At 58.6% G+C, this 18,242-nt stretch carries 18 protein-coding genes and 3 pseudogenes; 14 read left to right on the top strand and 7 right to left on the bottom strand.

The window, feature by feature from the left end; translation table 11 throughout:
- On the bottom strand, positions 1-535 hold a 535-nt coding region (locus D460_RS0131460), incomplete at its 3' end, for a DUF1295 domain-containing protein (RefSeq protein ID WP_018902598.1).
- 264 nt (positions 536-799) lie between these two features.
- On the opposite strand from D460_RS0131460, the gene D460_RS0131455 reads away from it, so the two are divergent.
- The 9 genes and pseudogenes from D460_RS0131455 to D460_RS0131415 all read left to right on the top strand — a co-directional run bounded on the left by D460_RS0131455 (position 800) and on the right by D460_RS0131415 (position 8,244).
- Positions 800-1,078 carry a pentapeptide MXKDX repeat protein gene (locus tag D460_RS0131455; RefSeq protein WP_018902597.1) on the top strand — a complete coding sequence of 93 codons (279 nt, stop codon included), beginning with the start codon at positions 800-802 and terminating at the stop codon, positions 1,076-1,078.
- 176 nt (positions 1,079-1,254) lie between these two features.
- On the top strand, positions 1,255-2,640 hold the full coding sequence (locus tag D460_RS0131450; RefSeq protein WP_026283740.1) for an NAD(P)/FAD-dependent oxidoreductase: 1,386 nt from the start codon (positions 1,255-1,257) through the stop codon (positions 2,638-2,640).
- A pseudogene (locus tag D460_RS34285) lies at positions 2,637-3,867 on the top strand (cyclopropane-fatty-acyl-phospholipid synthase family protein). Before D460_RS0131450 ends, D460_RS34285 begins: the two are co-directional and overlap by 4 nt.
- Positions 3,868-3,895: 28 nt before the next feature.
- The gene (locus D460_RS0131440; RefSeq protein ID WP_051110853.1) at positions 3,896-4,273 is read left to right on the top strand and encodes a DUF2147 domain-containing protein; all 378 of its coding nucleotides are present in this window, start codon (positions 3,896-3,898) and stop codon (positions 4,271-4,273) included.
- Between the two features lie 32 nt (positions 4,274-4,305).
- Complete coding sequence (locus tag D460_RS0131435; RefSeq protein WP_026283739.1) at positions 4,306-4,740, top strand: DUF2177 family protein; 435 nt, start codon at positions 4,306-4,308, stop codon at positions 4,738-4,740.
- A gap of 128 nt (positions 4,741-4,868) precedes the next feature.
- Complete coding sequence (locus D460_RS0131430) at positions 4,869-5,411, top strand: sigma-70 family RNA polymerase sigma factor (RefSeq protein WP_026283738.1); 543 nt, start codon at positions 4,869-4,871, stop codon at positions 5,409-5,411.
- The gene (locus D460_RS0131425) at positions 5,408-6,121 is read left to right on the top strand and encodes an anti-sigma factor (protein ID WP_018902590.1); all 714 of its coding nucleotides are present in this window, start codon (positions 5,408-5,410) and stop codon (positions 6,119-6,121) included. The genes D460_RS0131430 and D460_RS0131425 overlap by 4 nt, the downstream gene beginning before the upstream one ends.
- Before the next feature lie 43 nt (positions 6,122-6,164).
- A pseudogene (locus D460_RS34280) lies at positions 6,165-7,134 on the top strand (alpha/beta hydrolase).
- A gap of 552 nt (positions 7,135-7,686) precedes the next feature.
- Positions 7,687-8,244, top strand: coding sequence for a fasciclin domain-containing protein (locus D460_RS0131415; protein ID WP_018902588.1), 558 nt, complete (start codon positions 7,687-7,689; stop codon positions 8,242-8,244).
- Between the two features lie 221 nt (positions 8,245-8,465).
- Here D460_RS0131415 and D460_RS34275 read toward each other — a convergent pair.
- The 6 genes and pseudogenes from D460_RS34275 to D460_RS0131380 form a co-directional block, all read right to left on the bottom strand.
- A pseudogene (locus D460_RS34275) lies at positions 8,466-9,226 on the bottom strand (molybdopterin-dependent oxidoreductase).
- A complete protein-coding gene (locus D460_RS0131405) occupies positions 9,223-10,083 on the bottom strand; it encodes a cytochrome b/b6 domain-containing protein (protein WP_018902587.1) in 861 nt (286 codons plus the stop codon). Before D460_RS0131405 ends, D460_RS34275 begins: the two are co-directional and overlap by 4 nt.
- A gap of 34 nt (positions 10,084-10,117) precedes the next feature.
- Positions 10,118-10,810, bottom strand: a complete 693-nt coding sequence (locus tag D460_RS35705; RefSeq protein WP_245267852.1) for a DUF1223 domain-containing protein — start codon at positions 10,808-10,810, stop codon at positions 10,118-10,120.
- Positions 10,773-11,972, bottom strand: a complete 1,200-nt coding sequence (locus D460_RS0131400; RefSeq protein WP_018902585.1) for an IS256 family transposase — start codon at positions 11,970-11,972, stop codon at positions 10,773-10,775. Before D460_RS0131400 ends, D460_RS35705 begins: the two co-directional genes overlap by 38 nt.
- A 687-nt stretch (positions 11,973-12,659) precedes the next feature.
- Positions 12,660-13,364 (bottom strand): anti-sigma factor, encoded by a 705-nt coding sequence (locus D460_RS0131385; protein ID WP_018902582.1) that lies wholly within the window; start codon positions 13,362-13,364, stop codon positions 12,660-12,662.
- Complete coding sequence (locus D460_RS0131380; RefSeq protein ID WP_026283737.1) at positions 13,361-13,906, bottom strand: sigma-70 family RNA polymerase sigma factor; 546 nt, start codon at positions 13,904-13,906, stop codon at positions 13,361-13,363. Before D460_RS0131380 ends, D460_RS0131385 begins: the two co-directional genes overlap by 4 nt.
- A 201-nt stretch (positions 13,907-14,107) precedes the next feature.
- Between D460_RS0131380 and D460_RS0131375 the strand changes: the two genes are divergently transcribed.
- The 5 genes from D460_RS0131375 (at position 14,108) to D460_RS0131350 (ending at position 18,163) form a co-directional block, all read left to right on the top strand.
- A complete protein-coding gene (locus D460_RS0131375) occupies positions 14,108-14,896 on the top strand; it encodes a DUF4394 domain-containing protein (RefSeq protein ID WP_018902580.1) in 789 nt (262 codons plus the stop codon).
- A 274-nt stretch (positions 14,897-15,170) separates the two neighbouring features.
- Entirely contained in the window at positions 15,171-16,370 is a 1,200-nt protein-coding gene (locus D460_RS0131370) for an IS256 family transposase (protein ID WP_018902579.1), read from the top strand.
- 282 nt (positions 16,371-16,652) lie between these two features.
- A complete protein-coding gene (locus tag D460_RS0131360) occupies positions 16,653-16,982 on the top strand; it encodes a hypothetical protein (RefSeq protein WP_018902577.1) in 330 nt (109 codons plus the stop codon).
- Positions 16,979-17,266, top strand: a complete 288-nt coding sequence (locus tag D460_RS0131355) for a hypothetical protein (RefSeq protein WP_018902576.1) — start codon at positions 16,979-16,981, stop codon at positions 17,264-17,266. The genes D460_RS0131360 and D460_RS0131355 overlap by 4 nt, the downstream gene beginning before the upstream one ends.
- 228 nt (positions 17,267-17,494) lie before the next feature.
- Positions 17,495-18,163: an Abi family protein gene (locus tag D460_RS0131350; protein WP_037112490.1), complete on the top strand. Its 669-nt coding sequence runs from the start codon at positions 17,495-17,497 to the stop codon at positions 18,161-18,163.
- Positions 18,164-18,242: the final 79 nt, after the last annotated feature.

Below are 18,242 nucleotides of genomic sequence, written 5' to 3'. Positions count from 1 at the left end.
GCCAGAACCCGACCTCACAGACTTCTGTCTTTGCCTCGGGCGTCTTTCGGAAGCGCGCGAGCTGAGCATCGGAGAGGGCCTCGCCGCCCAGTGCGACGATGGCGACCAGTATGGCCAGAGCGTCGATGGCGCCTGGAAACGGCCGGTCATTGGCTGCGGCGAGATAGACGGCCAGGACGAGAACGAACGCGGCCAATGCCTGTATCTGCAGGAAGAGGAACAGCCGCCAGGCTGCGCGATCACCCCAGTCTTCGATGAATTTTGCATAACGAGGATCTTCGCCACCACCTCTGGTGCGCGAGCCGATATGGCTTGCGAGCCTAAGCGACCAGGCGCAGATCACGATCAAGAGGACCACTCGGCGATCGAAGTCGCCACCGGCGAAGGAGACTGCGACAACGCCTCCGATGCCCACTGCAACCGACCATATTGTGTCGATCCACCCACTTTGTCCGCTGCTGCGCTGTATCGCCCACGCGCCGGCCATGGCCAGCGACAACCAGATTGCGATGGCGACCAGGAGCAGAATGTCCATCAGTCTTCCCGTGTGGACCCGAAGTTGGGTGTTGTCTCTACGGGAGGCAAAGTCTCTTAGTTTCATTCCGGAGGAAAAAATCTTCGAAAATCAAAGTCCTCTATGAAACTCGCTACCTCTGCATTCGGGGCGTCAGGAAGTTCCGTTGTTTCGGCATTTCATAATCACAGGCGCGCGATGGCTGTAACAAACCGCCGGAAGGCTGCGAACGAAGGCATGTGACCCCGTCGCATGGTGCGGCGGGCAGCATTTGGGAGGCCCACCATGAATACGCGTCTTTTCACCACCTTCGCCAGTGTCACGCTTATCGGCATTTCGCTGGTCGCCGGCGGCGCCAGTGCTCAGTCGAGCATGGATTCGATGAAGAAGCCGGACAGCATGAAATCGAACATGACGAAGACCGACAACATGATGTCCAGTTCCATGAAGGCCAACAGCATGAAGATGGGCGGCACGAAGGCCGACTGCATGCACAAGGCCGGCATGGAAAAAGACAGCATGAAAAAGTCCGACATGATGAAGCACTGCGACGCCATGAAGTGACCGCGATGGCGCTCCTATTGTCGTCCTCGCAGGAGCGCCACCCACATGCTCTCTCATCGTTGCTTCGGCTCTAATGGAATTCCTCGAAATTAATGTCCCTGCAATGAAACTCTCTGCGCCCGGCCCTCGTACCAATGTCGTGAGGGAGCAATCGAGCCGCCGAGGTGCAGGGATAGATGGAACTAAGAAACCGAAGGGCGGATAGCCGCAGATTGAATATTGCGATCGTTGGGAGTGGGATTTCCGGCCTATCGGCCGCTTGGCTCCTGTCGCAATCACATGACGTAACGATTTTTGAAGCCGCAGACCGGATTGGCGGCCACAGCAACACCGTCGAATTTGAAAGCAAAGCCGGACCGATCGCCGTCGACACTGGCTTTATCGTCTATAACGAAGTCACCTATCCCAATCTGACAGCACTGTTTCGCATGCTGGACGTGCCGACAGCGATATCGAACATGTCCTTCGCGGTGTCGCTGAACAACGGCGCCTTCGAATACTCGGGCGGTACGGGTCTCGGTCTCTTCGCGCAGAGATCGAACATCACTAGCCCGCGCTTCTGGTCGATGATGCGCGACCTCCTACGCTTCTACCGGACGGCGCCGCGAGATCTCGCGATAATGGGCGCCATATCACTTGAAGACTATCTGAACCGCAATCGCTATGGCCGCGCCTTCCGGGAGGATCATTTGTACCCGATGGCCGCCGCGATCTGGTCGACGCCCGCCATGCAGGTTGGCGCCTACCCTGCATCTAGCTTCGTGAAATTCTGCTGCAATCACGGCCTGCTCGAACTGTGGAACAGGCCTGTCTGGCGAACGGTAAGAGGTGGCAGCCGCGAATATGTCGGCCGGATCACGCATCGCTTTGCCGACAGGATCAGATTATCGACCCCTGTCGCCGCTATCCGGCGGATGGCAGGGCATGTGGATCTTCGCGACGGTCTTGGCGGGCAGCACAGGTTCGATGATGTGGTGATCGCCACGCACGCGGACCAGGCGCTTCGCATGCTCGCCGATCCGACCGACGATGAACGGTGCGTACTCGCCGCCTTCCGCTATTCGCGCAACGAGGCCGTACTTCACGGCGACATTAGCCTGATGCCTAAACGGCGCACCGCCTGGTCGAGCTGGAATTACGTTGCCAATACCCGGATCGGCGTGCGTGCCGAGCCGGCTCAGCCGTCGATCACCTACTGGATGAATAGATTGCAGCCGCTCGGCGCCGCACCGCCGACATTTGTGACCTTGAATCCGCAGCGTGCACCGCGGGAGGAGACCGTCATCCGCCGCGAGGTCTACGAACATCCAGTCTTCGATCTAGGCACTGAAAGGGCGCAGCAGGAAGTCTGGTCGCTGCAGGGCGTCCGCAATACCTGGTTCTGCGGCGCGCATTTCGGTTCCGGCTTCCACGAGGACGGGATCCAGGCCGGGTTGGCGGTTGCAGAAGACTTGGGTGGCCTGCGCCGGCCATGGCAGGTCGCAAAGGAGAGCGCTCGCATCGTCCGCAAGCCACTTGCCAGACCCGTGGGACTGCCGGTCGGACTAGAGGCGTCCGCATGAGCCCGCTCGACGACTTCTCACCGATTTCACTGCGTCTCGACGTTGAGACTGGAAATCGTCGTTTTGGCGGCCGGCTGATGAAACGCCTCATAGCCCATCTTCGGCATGGTCGGCTGGGCGTAGTGCTGCCGTCCGGCGCAGTCGTGGAAGCGGTTGGATCCGAGCCGGCGCCAGAAGCTGTTATAGTGATGCGCCGCTGGCGCATGTTGCGCCGCCTGCTGAGCGCCGGCGATATCGGTTTTGCCGAGGGGTATGCGGGGGGACTGGACGTCGCCGGATTTGACGGCGGTCATCCGGCTCGCGGCTCAAAATGGCGACGTGCTGGCGCCGGCCATCGAAGGAAACGGCATCATGCGGCTGATCAACAGGATCGGCCATCTGTTGAAGGCCAATTCGAAGCGCGGCAGTCGCCGCAATATCGAAGCGCATTACGACCTCGGCAACGATTTCTACAGGGAGTGGCTCGACGCTTCGATGCTCTATTCCTCGGCGATATTCGATGAAACCACGCCGAGTCTGGAGGCTGCTCAACGCAAGAAGCTCGGCCGAATTCGCGAAAAGCTCTCGCTGTCAGGCGGCGAGCGCGTGCTGGAGATCGGTTGCGGTTGGGGCGCGTTGGCGGCCGACCTGGCGGTCAGCGCCCATGCGGATGTCGTCGGCATCACGCTTTCACCCTCGCAACTGGCCTGGGCGAAGGACGTGGTCGCGAGAGCTGGCATTTCCGAACAGGTCGATCTTCGTCTCCAGGACTATCGTGATACAAAGGGGCAGTTCGACCGCATCGTCTCGATCGAAATGTTCGAAGCGGTAGGCGAGGCCTACTGGCCAAGTTATTTCGATACCTTGAAGCGCTGCATGAAACCGGATGGCCGCGCCGTCCTCCAGATCATTTCCATCGAGGACCGGCGGTTCGAGCGCTATCGCAGTGGTATCGACTTCATCCAGAAGTACGTCTTTCCCGGCGGCTTCCTACCTTCGGACAAGGCGCTTGAAGCTGCAGTCGCGGCCGCCGGTTTGAAACTGGTCGAGGTTGAACATTTCGGGAAATCCTATGCCAGGACGCTGCGTGAATGGCGGGCGCGGTTTCACGCGCGATGGCCCGCAATCGCTGCACTTGGCTTCGACGATCGCTTCAAGCGTCTTTGGCACTACTACCTCTGCTACTGCGAGGCAGGCTTCGAAGAAGGGAGCATCGATGTCGGACTCTACACGATCGAGCATGCGTGACCCGCTGGCAGAAGGAGAAGCAAGCATGATGAAGTTTATAATGGCCACGAGCGTCGCAGCTCTAGCAACCCTACCGGTTTTCACTTTGGCCCACGCAGCGGATATTGACGGCCAATGGGCACGAGGCGATGGAAATGCCAAGGTCCGCATCGCATCCTGTGGATCGGACATTTGCGCCATCAACACCTGGATCAAGCCTGGCACGCCCAAGGAAAAGGAGGGCGACAAGCTTGTCATGACCATCGAGCCGGATGCCGAGGGTGTTTATTCCGGAACAGCCTTCGATCCGCAGCGGAACCTGACCTACAAGCTGACGGTGACAGTCACTGGAGACAAGATGACCACGAAAGGGTGCATCGTCGCCGGGCTCTTATGCAAAGGCGTTGATTGGACCCGAATTAACTAGACGCGGAGGACCAAGCGATTAGGGAGATTGGCTTGAGACGTGTTCTCGTGGCCTATGTCGTGACGCTGCCCACCTTTGTCGTGATCGACTTCGTCTGGTTGAGCGTGATGGCAAGCACGCTCTATCGTCCGGTCATGGGTGATATGCTCGTTGAAGACTTCAGGCTCGCGCCGGCTGTCGCCTTCTATCTGCTCTATGTCGCCGGGCTGACATTTTTGGCGATCAAGCCCGGCTTGGAAAAGGGTTCGCCGCGATCTGCTGCAATTCATGGGGCCATTCTCGGCTTTACCGCCTATGCGACCTACGACCTGACCAATCAGGCAACGCTGGGGAATTGGTCCACGGCCCTCACACTGGCTGATCTCGCCTGGGGGTCGATCCTGTCCGGAACGGCTGCCCTTATCGGCTGCTGGATTTCACTTCGCGTATCCGGATCGAGCGCTTCGGCGTCGGGAGCATCTCGATGAAAGATGACACTTCTCTCTTGAATATCCCGTTTCGCTTTGATTGGCCGGCGCCAAGATTTATTGGCCACACCGCCTTGTCTTTCCAGATCGGCGATCTCTATAACAGGTCGGCGGCAAGGTATTCACGAATGCAAACCAGTGACATAGCAGATTTGATCAATCGTGTCGGAATTGGAGACCGGGCCGCATTTACAGCGCTTTATCGGGCGACCAGTCCTAGGCTTTTTGCTATCTGTCTCCGTATTCTGAGAACGAAGACCGATGCAGAAGAAGCACTTCAGGAGGTCTACATCAAGGTCTGGAAACGTGCGAAGACCTTCGCCATCCAAACGGGTTCGCCATCTACCTGGCTTGCGGCGATCGCTCGGAACCATGCAATCGATATTCTGCGAGCCCGCAAACCGGCGACCGACGATATCGACGAGGCTTACGATCTCGAGGACCAGACCATATCCACGCCAGAGCAGCACGTTTTGATCGCAGATGAAGGGCGTCGCATAGGAAACTGCATGCTCGAACTCGATGCGGCCCATGCTCAGGCCGTCCGCCGCGCCTATGTCGACGGATGGAGCTATGTCGAGCTATCTGAAAATCTGAATGTGCCATTAAATACAGTTCGCACCTGGCTGCGTCGAAGTCTTCTGAAGCTCAGGGAGTGCATGCAGCGATGACCCCGATCGGCCAGAATGAAGGGGGACGGCCGAAGGACGAGATCCTTGCAGGTGAGTATGTGCTCGGCGTCCTGTCGGCAGATGCACGCCGCATGGTGGAGCGACGGATCGCTGAGGATCGAGCCTTCGCCACAATGATCGAGCGCTGGCAATCAGACCTGTCCACGTTCAACGACGACTATCAGGAGACAACGCCCGGCGCTGCGGTGTTTACCGAGATCGAGAAGCGGCTCTTTGGCGTAGATCCGTCGCCGGTTGCAACCGGGCTTTGGAACGCGGCTGGTTTTTGGCGATGGGTCTCGCTCGCCACCTCAGCAGTTGCCGTTGTGGCTTTAGTCTATGCTTCCGGTATGCTGTCTATGCAGCCTTCCCTTGGCCCGGTGGTGGCCGAACTCTCTGCTCCCGACAATCCAGTCAATCTGCTGGCGTCCTTCGATGCGTCAAGCGGAAGACTGCGAATCATTCCGGTCGCGGCCGGAAAACAAGACGAAAAGTCGCTGCAGCTCTGGTTGGTGCCGGGAAGAGGCAACCCGCGTTCGCTGGGCGTGTTTCAGCCGAATGCCGAAGGCGAACTGCTGATCCCCGCGGACTTGCGTCAGAATATCAGCGCTGGTGCAACTCTTGCCGTCAGCCTTGAGCCATTCGGCGGTTCACCGACAGGGTTGCCGACTGGCCCCGTCGTTGCCAGCGGCACGGCCAGACAGCTCTGAAGACATGTCGGCTCGGATCCTCTGCCTTGTCGGCGCGCTTTTGATGATTGGTTTTTCCCTATTCGGTTTGTCCCGCGCGGTCGCCACTCCAGAGCAACAGGACCAGCCAGTCCGCATCGATGTCGGCTGTTTCAAGCTCAACAGTGTCTTGGCCGAGCCTAGGGGAAAACCCGACCTACCTCCGATCGTGTTCGTCCACGGGGCCAGTGCCAATCTTTATGGATCCGATGTTTTCGTTTCGCGCGAAGCCGCAAGGGCGTGCGAAATTGCTCTTCGTTGATCGTCCGGGCCATGGCGGCTCCGACGTCGGCGGCGAGCGGAACATTCTTCCTGACGGCCAGGCTGACGCGATTGCCATTCTCATGAAGAAGCGTGGGATTGCGAGAGCCATCATCGTCGGACATTCATTCGGCGGAGCGATCGCTGCGTCCCTTGCTGTTCTCCACCCCGAGATGGTGTCCGGCCTCGTTTTGCTCTCTCCGGCTGTCTATCCGTGGAACGGCGGGATTTCCTGGTACTACAAAGCTGCAAGCGCGCCAATAACGAGGGCCTTGTCTAGCACCTCTACCGTGCCCCCGATCGGTGTTGTGGCGATTGATGGAGCGACGAGAGGCGTCTTTGCGCCAAATCCCGTGCCCTGGGATTACCTCGCCCGCACGCGTGCTTTGGAAACGCTGCGGCCGGCACGATTTCGGCACAACGCACGAGAAGTGGCTGCGCTCAGCGACTGGGCAAAGTCCGCGGCGCCCGGCTATCGGCGTATCCGTGCTCCCACCATAATCATCACCGGCGATACAGATGAGATCGTTTCTCCTGAGGTCCATGCGCGGCATCTCGCGCGCGACATTCATGGCGCACGCCTCGTTGTCGTCCACGATCTTGGCCATAAATCGGATTTTGTCGCCAGCGATCTGGCGATCGGGGCGATCGAGGTGGTTGCCGGCGGTAAGACGAATTTGACCGCGTTGAAGCGAGATGTCGAACGGCGGATCGCGCATGATGGCAACGATTGACGTCTGGCAACGGCGGTGCCGTTGCGGTTTGTCCGCCTTCTACGGCGCTGCCGGTAGTCTGCATATCGTAATACCCAGGCCTTTCCTTGGCATTACACCTACTTGGGTCCCTGACCCTAGGGGCGTAATTTTGCTGACTGGATTGCTTGAGATCGCCGGCGCAATCGGGCTCGTCGTAACGCAGCTCCGGAACACGGCTTCCATTGGCCTTGCGCTCTATGCAGTCTGCGTATTCCCAGTCAATATCAACCATGCCATCGATAATCTCGGTGCGGCAACCGTTCCGCCGTGGCAAGGGCGCTACCATCTGATCCGGTTGCCCTGCAGCCTCCGCTGGTGTAGGTGGCGCTCTTCGCAGGAAATGTCGTTACCTGGCCGTTCAGTCGTGATCACACATAGCTCTGTGATCCTCGGAAGAAATTTCGCAAAGATATCTTGCGTCGCCTGAAACTCTTTTCCTCGCGCTCTCGTCTTTTGTTGCGTCACCCATCAGGTGACGGCCTTGGGAGGCGCGCATCGGCGCCGGGGCGTTCAAAGTAAGAGGAAAGTATCATGATGAAGTCCGCACTTCGCGCGGTTGCAATTGCTGCTCTCGTATCCGCCACCGCTGCTGGCGCCTATGCTGCCAATCCGAAAGTCGGCGGCGCGGCCATGTACGAAAACAAAAACATCGTCGAAAACGCGATGAATTCAAAGGACCACACGACGCTCGTTGCCGCTGTGAAGGCCGCAGGTCTGGTGGAAACCCTCCAGGGCAAGGGCCCATTCACAGTCTTCGCGCCGACCAACGAAGCCTTCGACGCTCTGCCCAAAGGCACTGTCGATACGCTCCTGAAGCCTGAAAACAAGGCTCAGCTCGTCAAGGTTCTCACTTGCCACGTCGTCGCAGCCGATGCCATGTCGAAGACCATCGAGAAGATGATCAAGGACGACAAGGGCACACATGACGTCAAGACGGTGGGCGGTTGCATCTTGAAAGCCAAGGAAAGCATGGGCAAGATCACACTGACTGACGAAATGGGCGGCGTTGCTCACGTGACGATCGCTGACGTCAAGCAGTCCAACGGCGTCATCCATGTTATCGACAAAGTTCTTCTGCCGAAGATGTAACTTAGGCCTCTAATAATATGTATGGCCGGCACCGCAGGCGTGCCGGCCATGCACTGGCTGAGGTATATTGGACCGGCTTTTGTAAGGCTTTCAGTCTTTGAGATCGTTCTGTCGATCTCCTCGGCTAAGATGCTCACGGCATCTTAGGCGTACTCGTCGTAACGCTGATCGAGGACGTAAAAGAGCAAATTACCTCTATTTTTGGTCTTAGCGGTAGCCACTCATATCCCGGCATACCACTCATATCCGCGATCTTCCCAAAAGCCGCCATTGCCGCCCCACAGGTCGTCAAACCGGTCGCGGATTTCGATACGCATTACGCATTTGGCGTGCTTGTAGCCGAGGTGCCGCTCCACACGCAGGCGCAACGGAGCGCCGTGCTCGACCCCCAGATCCTTACCGTTCAGCGAGTAAGCCAAGATGGACTGAGGGTGGAAGGCATCGATGAGGTCGATACTCTCATAGTATCGCCCGCTGCCGTCGAGCGTCTGTTCGAGCTCGTCCGCGCAGTAGAAGACCGCGTAGCGCGCTCCCGGCTTCAATCCGGCACTCTGCAACACAAGGCCTAGCGGGACGCCCTGCCATTTGCCGATCGCACTCCAGCCCTCGACACAGTCATGGCGGGTGATTTGTGTGCGGGAAGGCAGCTTCTTTAGGTCTGCAAGCGATAATCCATGGGCATGTTGACCATGCCGTCGATCTTTAGCCGCCAGTCGGCAAACTTAGTCTGGACCATCTGGACGTATTCGGCGCTGTCAGGCGCAGTCGATCCATTGGGATGGAAGCTCGGCGATATGTCCGCCTCGGTATATTCCGGGGCCAGCGCCTGGGGCGAGACGATCAGCTGCTGGGTGCTCATCGTCAGCCGTTCCGCCATGTTGAGGACCTGCTGGACGACCTCATCGCAGCCCGTCAGGCCTATCGCGCCAAGACCGGCGGCCGAACCGATGAGAAAGCGGCGGCGGGAAACCTTGATCTTCATCGGTTGGATTCCTCAGGAGTGATTGCATAGCGGCCGGTCACCATCGAACGCATGTTGTTCCAGAGCCCGGAGAGAATGACCATTGCCACATGCGCAATCACGAAAAGCACAAGGCTCCAGGCAGTGATGAAGTGGATGCTGCGGGCAGACTGACGCCCTCTGAATATCTCGAGCAGGAAGGGATAGCCGGCGTCCATTGCCGGCGACATGGTCAGCCCCGAGCCGATCATCAGCGGCAGCAGCACGAAGATCACGATGAGATAGGTGAGCTTCTGCAGCGCATTGTACCTGCGCGCCTTGTCACCTTTCGGGAAGCGGAGGCGAGCGTGGTCCTTGATCTCATGCCAGAGGTTACGCGGCGCGATGTCCTCGGTCGAGGGCGCCAGATCGCGGCGGACATGTCCGCTGATCAGGCCGTAGAGTAGATAGACGAGGCCGTTGATAACGAAGAGCCAGGCAAAGAAGAAATGCCAGCGTCGTCCGGTCGCCAGATCCTGGAAGCTCGGTATGGTCGCCCAGGCCGGAAAGGCGCGGGGAGTTATTTCGCCATCGACCGCGGAAGCGCCAAGGATACCTGTCGTCGTGATGGAAAGACTGCCGATACGCAGCCTTCCAACGATGTTGTCGCCATTCTGCTCGCTGGCGATCTCGAACCATGAAGGATCCTCGACCGCGCCGTAATTACCCCAATGTAGCTGCGGGTCCGCATTGAAGATCTGCATACCGCTCATCAAAAGGATCGTCAGGCAGAGAACGTTGATCCAATGGGTGATCCTAGTCACCACCGAATGCCGCCGGATGAATATTCTTGCCGGTCCAGGTGGTGGCGCCGTTCCGATCTGCTCTATGCGGGCCATGGGGGTTTTCCTTTAATGACTGACCGCTAATTCGTTACTTGCCGACAATATCGGACCGCCTCGGGCATTTTGTACGAGGATGGCTGTTTTGAAGCGACCAGATGTCGGGGCAAACGTGTAGGAGATCGCCGCGCCGCTCCAAGCTCCAAGCTCCAAGGTGAATCAGTTCATGCACAACATGAATATGCGGCAGGGTGATCCCGCTGTTTTCCCCACGCGCGACCGGAACTTCCACGAGATTTGGATCGTAGCGGACAAGCCAGACATCCGCTGGGCCGGCTGGTATCGGCCCACGTCCGACAGACACGGAAGTCTTATTGAGTGACAATAGTGGTGACTTCAGCGGCTTTGCCTGGGAAAGCAGCCGATTGATTTCAGCATAATCGTTTCCGACGGTGGTGGTTGCGCCGTTGACAATCATCTGCGGGGTATAGCTGCCAGATTGCTGTAACGCGGGTTCATAAGCAGCTTGGCGCTCTGTGAAAACCTGCTTACCGAAACTGTCTCTCCAGCCGAGGTAATCCCAGTAAGTCACAGAAAAGCTCAGCGTCAAGACGTCATCGCGCTTACTGAGCTTGATGAGATTTGCATTAGCTGGCGGACAGGACGAGCAGCCTTGGATCGTGTCCCCATAGGTGGTGTAGCTGGCGGCTGAGTGCCGTGCTTTCCGCCCCAGGTCGGAGCGATTATCAGCGGGCCACAGCGGGCAAGCTGATTTGGGGATCATCGCTCATTTGAGCCATGGTCTCAAGGGTCAGGTATCTGCCTCGCTGGACGGTCCACTCGTCGTTCGCCTCCATGAGCAATGCGCCAACGAGACGGACGATGGCTTCATCGTTGGGAAAGATGCCGACAACCTCGGTTCGTCGTTTGATTTCGCCGTTGAGACGCTCAATTGGATTCGTCGAGTGTAACTTCGCCCGATGCTCTTTCGGGAAGGTCATGTAGGCGAGCACATCGTCTTCAGCTTCATCCATGATAGTGGCAAGCTTCGGTACTTTCGGTCTGATTTGATCGGCAACACTTCGCCATTGAGCGCTGGCCGCCGTCGGCGTCTCTTGGGCAAAGGCCGTTGCGATGAAGGCGGATACGACCCGCCTCCCGCTCTTTCCGGCATGCGCCAGCACATTCCTCATGAAGTGAACGCGGCACCGCTGCCATGTGGCGTTGAGAACCTTGGAAACGGCAGCTTTGATGCCCTCATGCGCATCGGAAACAACCAGCTTAACCCCGCGTAGACCTCGGCGGGTCAGCCGACGCAAAAACTCCGTCCAGATTGGCTCAGCTTCCGATGTACCGACTTCCATACCCAAGACTTCACGCCGACCGTCGCTGTTGACGCCGACCGCGATGATGACGGCGACCGAGACAATCCGACCACCACGCCGGACTTTGAGGTAGGTCGCATCGACCCATACATACGGCCACTCGCCTTCAATCGGCCTGTCGAGGAACGCCTTCACCTTGACGTCGATTTCTTCGCATAGACGGCTCACCTGGCTTTTGGAGATGCCGCTCATCCCCATGGCTTTGACCAGATCATCGACCGACCGTGTCGATATTCCTTGGATATACGCCTCTTGGATAACAGCAGTCAGAGCCTTCTCCGCCATGCGGCGCGGCTCGAGGAAGCTCGGAAAGTAGCTACCTTTGCGCAGCTTCGGGATGCGAAGCTCGACTGTGCCGGCTCGCGTCTCCCAATCGCGGTCACGGTAGCCATTGCGCTGGGCAAGCCGCATAGGGTTCTTCTCCCCCAAACCTGCACCTGTAGCTGAGCCGACTTCCAGTTCCATCAGCCGCTCAGCGGCAAAGCCGATCATCTCGCGCAACAAATCCGCATCAGCGCTCTTCTCAACGAGCGAACGCACGTTCATCATGTCAGTGGTCATCAGTGACCTTTCCGTCAGGTTGTGTCTTGAACAACCCGACCCTAGCGGAAAACACTGATGGCCGCCCGCACAGCCCCTCACTCGCTACAGCGCAATTAAGGGCGCGCTCGCGAGAGGCTGCGCTACCGCCGAGTTACACCACTCGGTGGGGCACGATCCAGCCTTGGCTTGTAAACAGCTCGACAACAGTTGGCATCCGGTCGGCGGCCAGCGTTGGCTCGCACATAAAAGCTGCCACAAACGCGATGAAACTGCTTAGAATCGTCGTTTCCAAATATCGCATTACCAGGCTCCCGCTTGATACTCTGAGATCAGCTACGTCGTAGCGGGCAGATTTGTTACGGCCTCACGACGTTGTGAAGACGTTTCAAGCGACCAGGATGGCCAGCGCTACCGACGTATTGCTCGCCTCGGATGCGACTATCTCGATATCGTCGAACTCGGGTTCGAGCGGCGTGTTCAGAGGGTTTGAGTCTTCGGGCAACTCAAGGCGTCCAGCGAGATTGCCATCGTCGGCCGGCGGCGGCAACGATTGCCCTATAGACCAAGATTGGTCCACTTCGGCCGTGCCTCACAAGAGGCCGGTGTCGTAAGAAATTCAGCAATTTTGCAGAAATAGACAGGCTGTGCGGCGTGAGCTGGGTTGGTGCCGACCACTGCATGTACTCAAACTACATCATTCCATCACTATCGAGGCAACCTCGCCAAGCCCTTTGCCAGGATCGGACCCGTCGGGCGCCCCGTCGGCGATCCGCCGGCCTGTTCAAGCGTCAGTTCGTAGAGCTGATCGACATGAGGCGTCGGGAGTTCAGGAGTTGCAAGACGGGCCGAGTGCACACCTTTCAGCAGTCCGAGGGATACAGGCCCTATATCCCGCGACGGCAAAGTCCAGACCTGGATGGTCTTGTCGTTTGGCACGTCGAAATCGCCCAGCAGGCGGACGGCGGCATTCTCGTTGCCGAAATCCTCGACGATCGCCTGGACTTCGCCAGCCTCGTTGACAAGGACTGCGACAACAATCGGCTCCACGGTTCGCATCAAGCTGAATGCCAGTCCAACGGCAAGCAGGATGGTTGCGGCGAGCGCTCCGACTGCAGCGTTTCGCCACGTGTTCGATCGGTTGTCATTGGTGGGACGCCGCATTGTAGGTCTGTCAGTCTCCTGACGATCAGACAACGAGGATTCAATGCGCTGCCAGAGCGCCTGATCGATGATGACCGGTTCGAGCGCCATGTCGAGCGGGAGAAGACGATCTCGGCCGGCTGCCACGGCTGCCCGAAGCTCTACGTCGCTGTGCATAGCCTCATCGATCTCGGCCGTCTCCCGCGGGTCAAGCAGGCCCAGCACGTATTCGTCGGCGATCGAGGGAATGTCCGCGTGCTCGTATCTCATGCCATGCACTCCCGAAGTGCGGTCAGCCCGCGTCTGATCCATGATTTGACCGTGCCCAGCGGCATCCGCAGCCGTCCGGCGATTTCCCCGTGGGTGTATCCGTTGATATAGGCCATCAGAATGCCGCGCCGTTTTGTTTCGTCGAGCGCGCCGAGGCACTCATATAGACGCGAACTGCGGTCCAGAGACTGCCAGGCGGCGATCAGTTCGTTGGCGTCTTCTCCCTCGCGGAGCACGCCGACGTCTTCGACTGCAATCTCGCGTTTGCCATCGCGCAGGAGATTGAGGGCGCGGTTGCGGACGATCGCGTAAATCCAGCCGCGGGCCGAACCACAATCCTGCTTGTATTGGTGGGCATGGGTCCAGATGCGTATGAAGGCCTCCTGGACGACCTCCTCCGCGAGGTCGCGCCGGCGCACGATGCGTTCAGCAACGGCGACAAGTCGGCCCGCCTCCTGATCGTAGATGCTTCGCAACGCGTTGCGATCGCCCTTGGCGCATGCGGCGAGCGCGCCCCCAAGATCATCCGGCTTGAAGCCCATCAACATACACAAGGTCCCCCATCTCGGTGGTGACCACGGTCGCCACTGAATGCCTATACCCACGACGAGCTGGAATGGATGCGTGCCGAGAAAGTTTTTTTGGCAGCCTGCATCCAAATGGGCCTGCTGCCGTGTCGTGAGGATGGGAGCGTTTCGAACAGCCTCGATCCGCCCCGTAAAGCAACCAAACGGGAGAAAGACATGTCCATCATTCGTGCCGCACTGATCACCTCCTCTGCATTCGCGATGACCGCCAGCGCCGCACTCGCCGCGCCGGTGCTCGGTCTGACTGGCGACAAAACGCTCGTCATGTTTGACACGGCAAAGCCAGCGGTCTCCAAGACGATGGAGGTCACCGGCGTCGACAAGCTCATCGGTATCGATTTCCGCCCAGGCACCAAGACCGTCATCGGCGTCACGGCCGACCATCGCATCGTCTCGATCGATCTTGAGACTGGAGCTGCGAGCGAGGTCGCCAAGATGGACAAGATGCTCTCTCTTACCGAAGCGCCTGTCGTCGTCGACTTCAATCCGATGGCCGACCGTCTGCGCTTCATGACCGGAACGACCAACCATCGGGTCCATCCCGACACGGGTGCGGTAACGGTGGACGGCGTCCTGGCCTACGAGGATGGCGACATGCACAAGGGTGAAACGCCGAACATCGTCGCTGCTGCCTACACCAATTCCTTCGGCAAGCCGGAGAAGACGGCGATGTACAACATCGACGCGACGATCGGCGCACTGATCCAGCAGACCAAGCCAAACGACGGCACGTTGAAGGCGATTGGAAAGCTCGGCATCAAGGACGGTCCCGCAGCTTATGCCTTCGATATTCAGGGATCGGAAGACGGCAAGAACACGGCCTATCTGGCTGCGAGCAAGATGCTCTACACCGTGAACCTGGAAACTGGCGCGGCGACTGAAGTCGGCGCCATCGAGGGACTGGACGCGGAGCTGTGGGATATCGCCATTCTGCCCGCGAGCTGATGATCGCCTCGTCTCTCAAGGCGCGGAGGGCAGACAATCGACTGTTCTCCGCGCCCCGGCGGACGTTCTGAAAGTGCGTCGGCGCATGAGGAACCCCTTTCGGCGCGACCAGACTGGATCGTGTCCCCGAGCGTGGTGTAGGTCGACGGTAGCAAAGCCGCTCGCGAGCGCGCCCTTAGCGCGCTGTAGCGAGTGAGCGGCTTTGCGGGCGGTCATCGATAATCTCCTGTATGGTTGGGTTGCTGACACTCAACCAGATACGAAGGATACATCGATGACCAACGACATAATGGACCTACGCGAGCTCGTGGAGAAGACCCCGGACGCGGATATTCTGCGCGACATGATCGGTTTTGCTGCTGAGCGACTGATGGAATTGGAAGTTAGCGCTGCAACTGGAGCGGCGCATGGTGAGAAGAGCCCATCGCGATTGGCGCAACGCAACGGTTATCGCGACCGTGACTGGGAGACCCGTGCAGGTACGGTAGAGCTGCGTATCCCAAATCTGCGTAAAGGGTCCTACTTCCCAACCTTCCTCGAGCCACGCCGCATGGCCGAGAAGGCGCTGACAGCTGTTATCCAGGAAGCTTACATTCAGGGCATCTCGACGCGTTCCGTAGATGATCTCGTCAAGGCCATGGGGATGAGCGGCATCTCAAAGAGCCAGGTTTCCCGCCTGTGCGAAGAGATCGATGACAAGGTCAAAGCCTTTCTCGATCGGCCAATCGAGGGCGACTGGCCGTACTTGTGGGTGGACGGCACCTACCTCAAAGTGCGGCGCGGTGGCCGCATCATCTCTGTTGCCGCCATCATCGCGGTGGGCGTCAACACCGATGGTCGACGAGAAGTCCTCGGTACGGAGGTCGGGACCTCAGAAGCTGAGCCGATCTGGACAGAGTTCTTGCGCAAGCTGACGCGACGAGGCCTACGCGGCGTTAAGTTGGTCGTCTCCGATGCCCACGAGGGCATCAAGGCTGCCGTCTCCAAAGTCCTGTGCGCTAGCTGGCAGCGATGCCGGGTCCACTTCGCCCGCAATGTGCTGGCCCATGCAGGCAAGAGTGGCAGGCGGGTTGTTTCCGCCTTCATCGGAACAGCTTTCGCCCAGGAGACCCCGGAGGCCGCAAGCAGCCAATGGTGTAATGTCGCCGATCAGATCCGCCCTAAAGTGCCCAAGCTCGCTGCGATCATGGATGAGGCCGAGCACGATGTCCTGGCCTATATGAGTTTTCCGAAGCAACATTGGACCAAGCTTCACTCCACGAATCCCATCGAACGTCTCAATGGAGAAATCAAGAAGCGGACGGATGTCGTCGGCATCTTCCCGAACGAAGACGCCATTGTCAGGCTTGTCGGTGCGATGCTCCTCGAGCAAAACGACGAGTGGGCGGTGCAACGGTCGCGCTACATGACAGTAGAAACCATCGGCAAAATGAGCGATGATCCAATCATCAGCTTGCCAGCCGTGGCGCGTTGATCCTCCCGGCCCTGCCGGAGAGTACGGTGGCCTCGTCGGCAGTTAAACCATCTCATGGGACACGATCTCTATAATCATCTGTGCGGAAACCAGCGCAACGTTATAGCGCGGCAATCAGGACCTCAACGCTGTCTGTCGCGGAGCGGCAATCAGAAAATGACGAAGAACTTGTCAGCGACAATCAGCATGATAATCTGACCCCGACCGCGACCTAAGAATCTCATCCAGATTGTCGCCCGCGTCTCATCCTGATTGACGCTGAATCTCACCTAGATTGCCGCTATGCACGGCGATGGCTCGCTCATCCCGACCGGCCATACTCATCGCCAACATTTACAGACCTATAAAGCCCAAACACGCGCTGCGGGTCTGGGCCAGGCCCACGGCCTGCGCCGCGCCTACGCGCAATGGCGCTACAAGGTCCTGACCCGCTGGGCCTGTCCGGCCGCCGGCGGGCCGTCAGCTGAGCAGATGAACGTCACAGACCGCCATTTCGACGAAATGGCGCGGATGCAAGTCAGCAACGAGCTGGGGCACAGCCGCATCGATGTCACCGACACCTATCTTGGCCGGCGCTGGGCCAACGGCCACTTCCGGAAGATCGTCGCATGACGATCGGGCAACGGCTTCTGAAAACCGCCACTAAAGCGCTCGAGGAGTTGGCCAAGCGCGAGTTCAGCCGCGAGACGGTACTCGAGGCGTGCCGAGTGGCGGCGGCAAAGGGTTTCATGAGCTGCCAGATGCGGCCCTCGGTACCGGTCGATCTTTCAAATACCACTCACGCCAAAGAGCTACGGGCGGAGCTGGAAAAGGAATGGCTGCAGCTTGCCTGGCTTCCGCAGGGCTTACCAGGTGAGACGCCGTTCAAGGTACTCGAGATCCACTGGGGTAAGTAGGGCTGCTTGGGTAAGCGTACCTTAACCTGGAGAAAGCTAGGATAGCGGGGTAGGAGACTGGCGTATCCTAGCCTAGTCCTAGGCTCAGAGGTGAGGTAGACTATGGGGTCATCAACAAGACCCTACCCCAGAAAAACTTGCCCCGGCGGTATGCAGAGCAGTGACCAGCCGGGGGATACATGGTTTATATGGCACAGACCCCAACCAATTACAAGCATCCTCCCTGACATGCCCCTCGTAGACATCCTCTCCCCTGACCGCTTCTCAACCTACCTGACATGGTCACAGGGGGATGTCGCCCTGGCAGAACGCCTGTATAGCTACAACGTACAGCTCTCCTCAGACCTCTACGCTTCCATGCACATGCTGGAGGTGGCCCTCAGGAACAAGGCAGACGGTGCCCTGACCCTAGCCCATGGCAATGGCTGGCTCCACGACAACACCGTGCTGGCAGACCCCTACCAGCAAACGTGCGTGTCTCAGGCCCAGGCCACTCTACAGCGTGAAAGGAAGGCTGCCACCCATAGCCAGATGGTCGCCGAGCTGAACTTCGGCTTCTGGAGCTCTTTGTTTGGACGCACTTCGAACCATCTATGGGCAAACCTGCGACCGATTTTCCAGACCACCGGCCTCCAACGCGCCACGATCGCTGAGAAGCTCCGCAATCTCCGGAGGTTGCGAAACCGGATTGCCCACTACGAGCCAATCCTCGCCCAGCCCATCCCTGCCCTGCACCAGGACATCCTTAATCTGACAGCGTGGATGTCGGTGGATGCGTCGGCTTGGATCACGACCCATTCCAACCTGAATTACCCTGCTACCTCGCTGATCGTCACAGACCCGCAGACTGGTGCGCCGATCTTCGACCAGGCGTTGGTCGGACACCTCCCGAACTAAGAAAATAGCAAGTGTAAAGCTCCGAAAATACCGACAACACATATCTCCCGGATATTGCGTGTCCAACCTGTTTGGAGTT

The sequence above is a fragment of the Rhizobium sp. 2MFCol3.1 genome (assembly GCF_000377565.1).
In the GTDB taxonomy this organism is placed as follows: domain Bacteria; phylum Pseudomonadota; class Alphaproteobacteria; order Rhizobiales; family Rhizobiaceae; genus Rhizobium.
This window is presented reverse-complemented; position numbering and strand designations above follow the sequence as displayed.

Excerpts from the sequence above, each read along its gene's own strand:
- D460_RS35705 (WP_245267852.1), bottom strand. The coding sequence starts at position 10,810 with ATGATCCCCAAATCAGCTTGCCCGCTGTGGCCCGCTGATAATCGCTCC.
- D460_RS0131385 (WP_018902582.1), bottom strand. The coding sequence starts at position 13,364 with ATGAGATACGAGCACGCGGACATTCCCTCGATCGCCGACGAATACGTG.
- D460_RS0131355 (WP_018902576.1), top strand. The coding sequence starts at position 16,979 with ATGACGATCGGGCAACGGCTTCTGAAAACCGCCACTAAAGCGCTCGAG.
- D460_RS0131360 (WP_018902577.1), top strand. The coding sequence starts at position 16,653 with ATGCACGGCGATGGCTCGCTCATCCCGACCGGCCATACTCATCGCCAA.
- D460_RS0131440 (WP_051110853.1), top strand. The coding sequence starts at position 3,896 with ATGAAGTTTATAATGGCCACGAGCGTCGCAGCTCTAGCAACCCTACCG.
- D460_RS0131425 (WP_018902590.1), top strand. The coding sequence starts at position 5,408 with ATGACCCCGATCGGCCAGAATGAAGGGGGACGGCCGAAGGACGAGATC.
- D460_RS0131455 (WP_018902597.1), top strand. The coding sequence starts at position 800 with ATGAATACGCGTCTTTTCACCACCTTCGCCAGTGTCACGCTTATCGGC.
- D460_RS0131380 (WP_026283737.1), bottom strand. The coding sequence starts at position 13,906 with ATGGGCTTCAAGCCGGATGATCTTGGGGGCGCGCTCGCCGCATGCGCC.
- D460_RS0131375 (WP_018902580.1), top strand. The coding sequence starts at position 14,108 with ATGTCCATCATTCGTGCCGCACTGATCACCTCCTCTGCATTCGCGATG.
- D460_RS0131450 (WP_026283740.1), top strand. The coding sequence starts at position 1,255 with ATGGAACTAAGAAACCGAAGGGCGGATAGCCGCAGATTGAATATTGCG.
- D460_RS0131405 (WP_018902587.1), bottom strand. The coding sequence starts at position 10,083 with ATGGCCCGCATAGAGCAGATCGGAACGGCGCCACCACCTGGACCGGCA.
- D460_RS0131430 (WP_026283738.1), top strand. The coding sequence starts at position 4,869 with ATGCAAACCAGTGACATAGCAGATTTGATCAATCGTGTCGGAATTGGA.
- D460_RS0131370 (WP_018902579.1), top strand. The coding sequence starts at position 15,171 with ATGACCAACGACATAATGGACCTACGCGAGCTCGTGGAGAAGACCCCG.
- D460_RS0131400 (WP_018902585.1), bottom strand. The coding sequence starts at position 11,972 with ATGACCACTGACATGATGAACGTGCGTTCGCTCGTTGAGAAGAGCGCT.
- D460_RS0131415 (WP_018902588.1), top strand. The coding sequence starts at position 7,687 with ATGATGAAGTCCGCACTTCGCGCGGTTGCAATTGCTGCTCTCGTATCC.
- D460_RS0131350 (WP_037112490.1), top strand. The coding sequence starts at position 17,495 with ATGCCCCTCGTAGACATCCTCTCCCCTGACCGCTTCTCAACCTACCTG.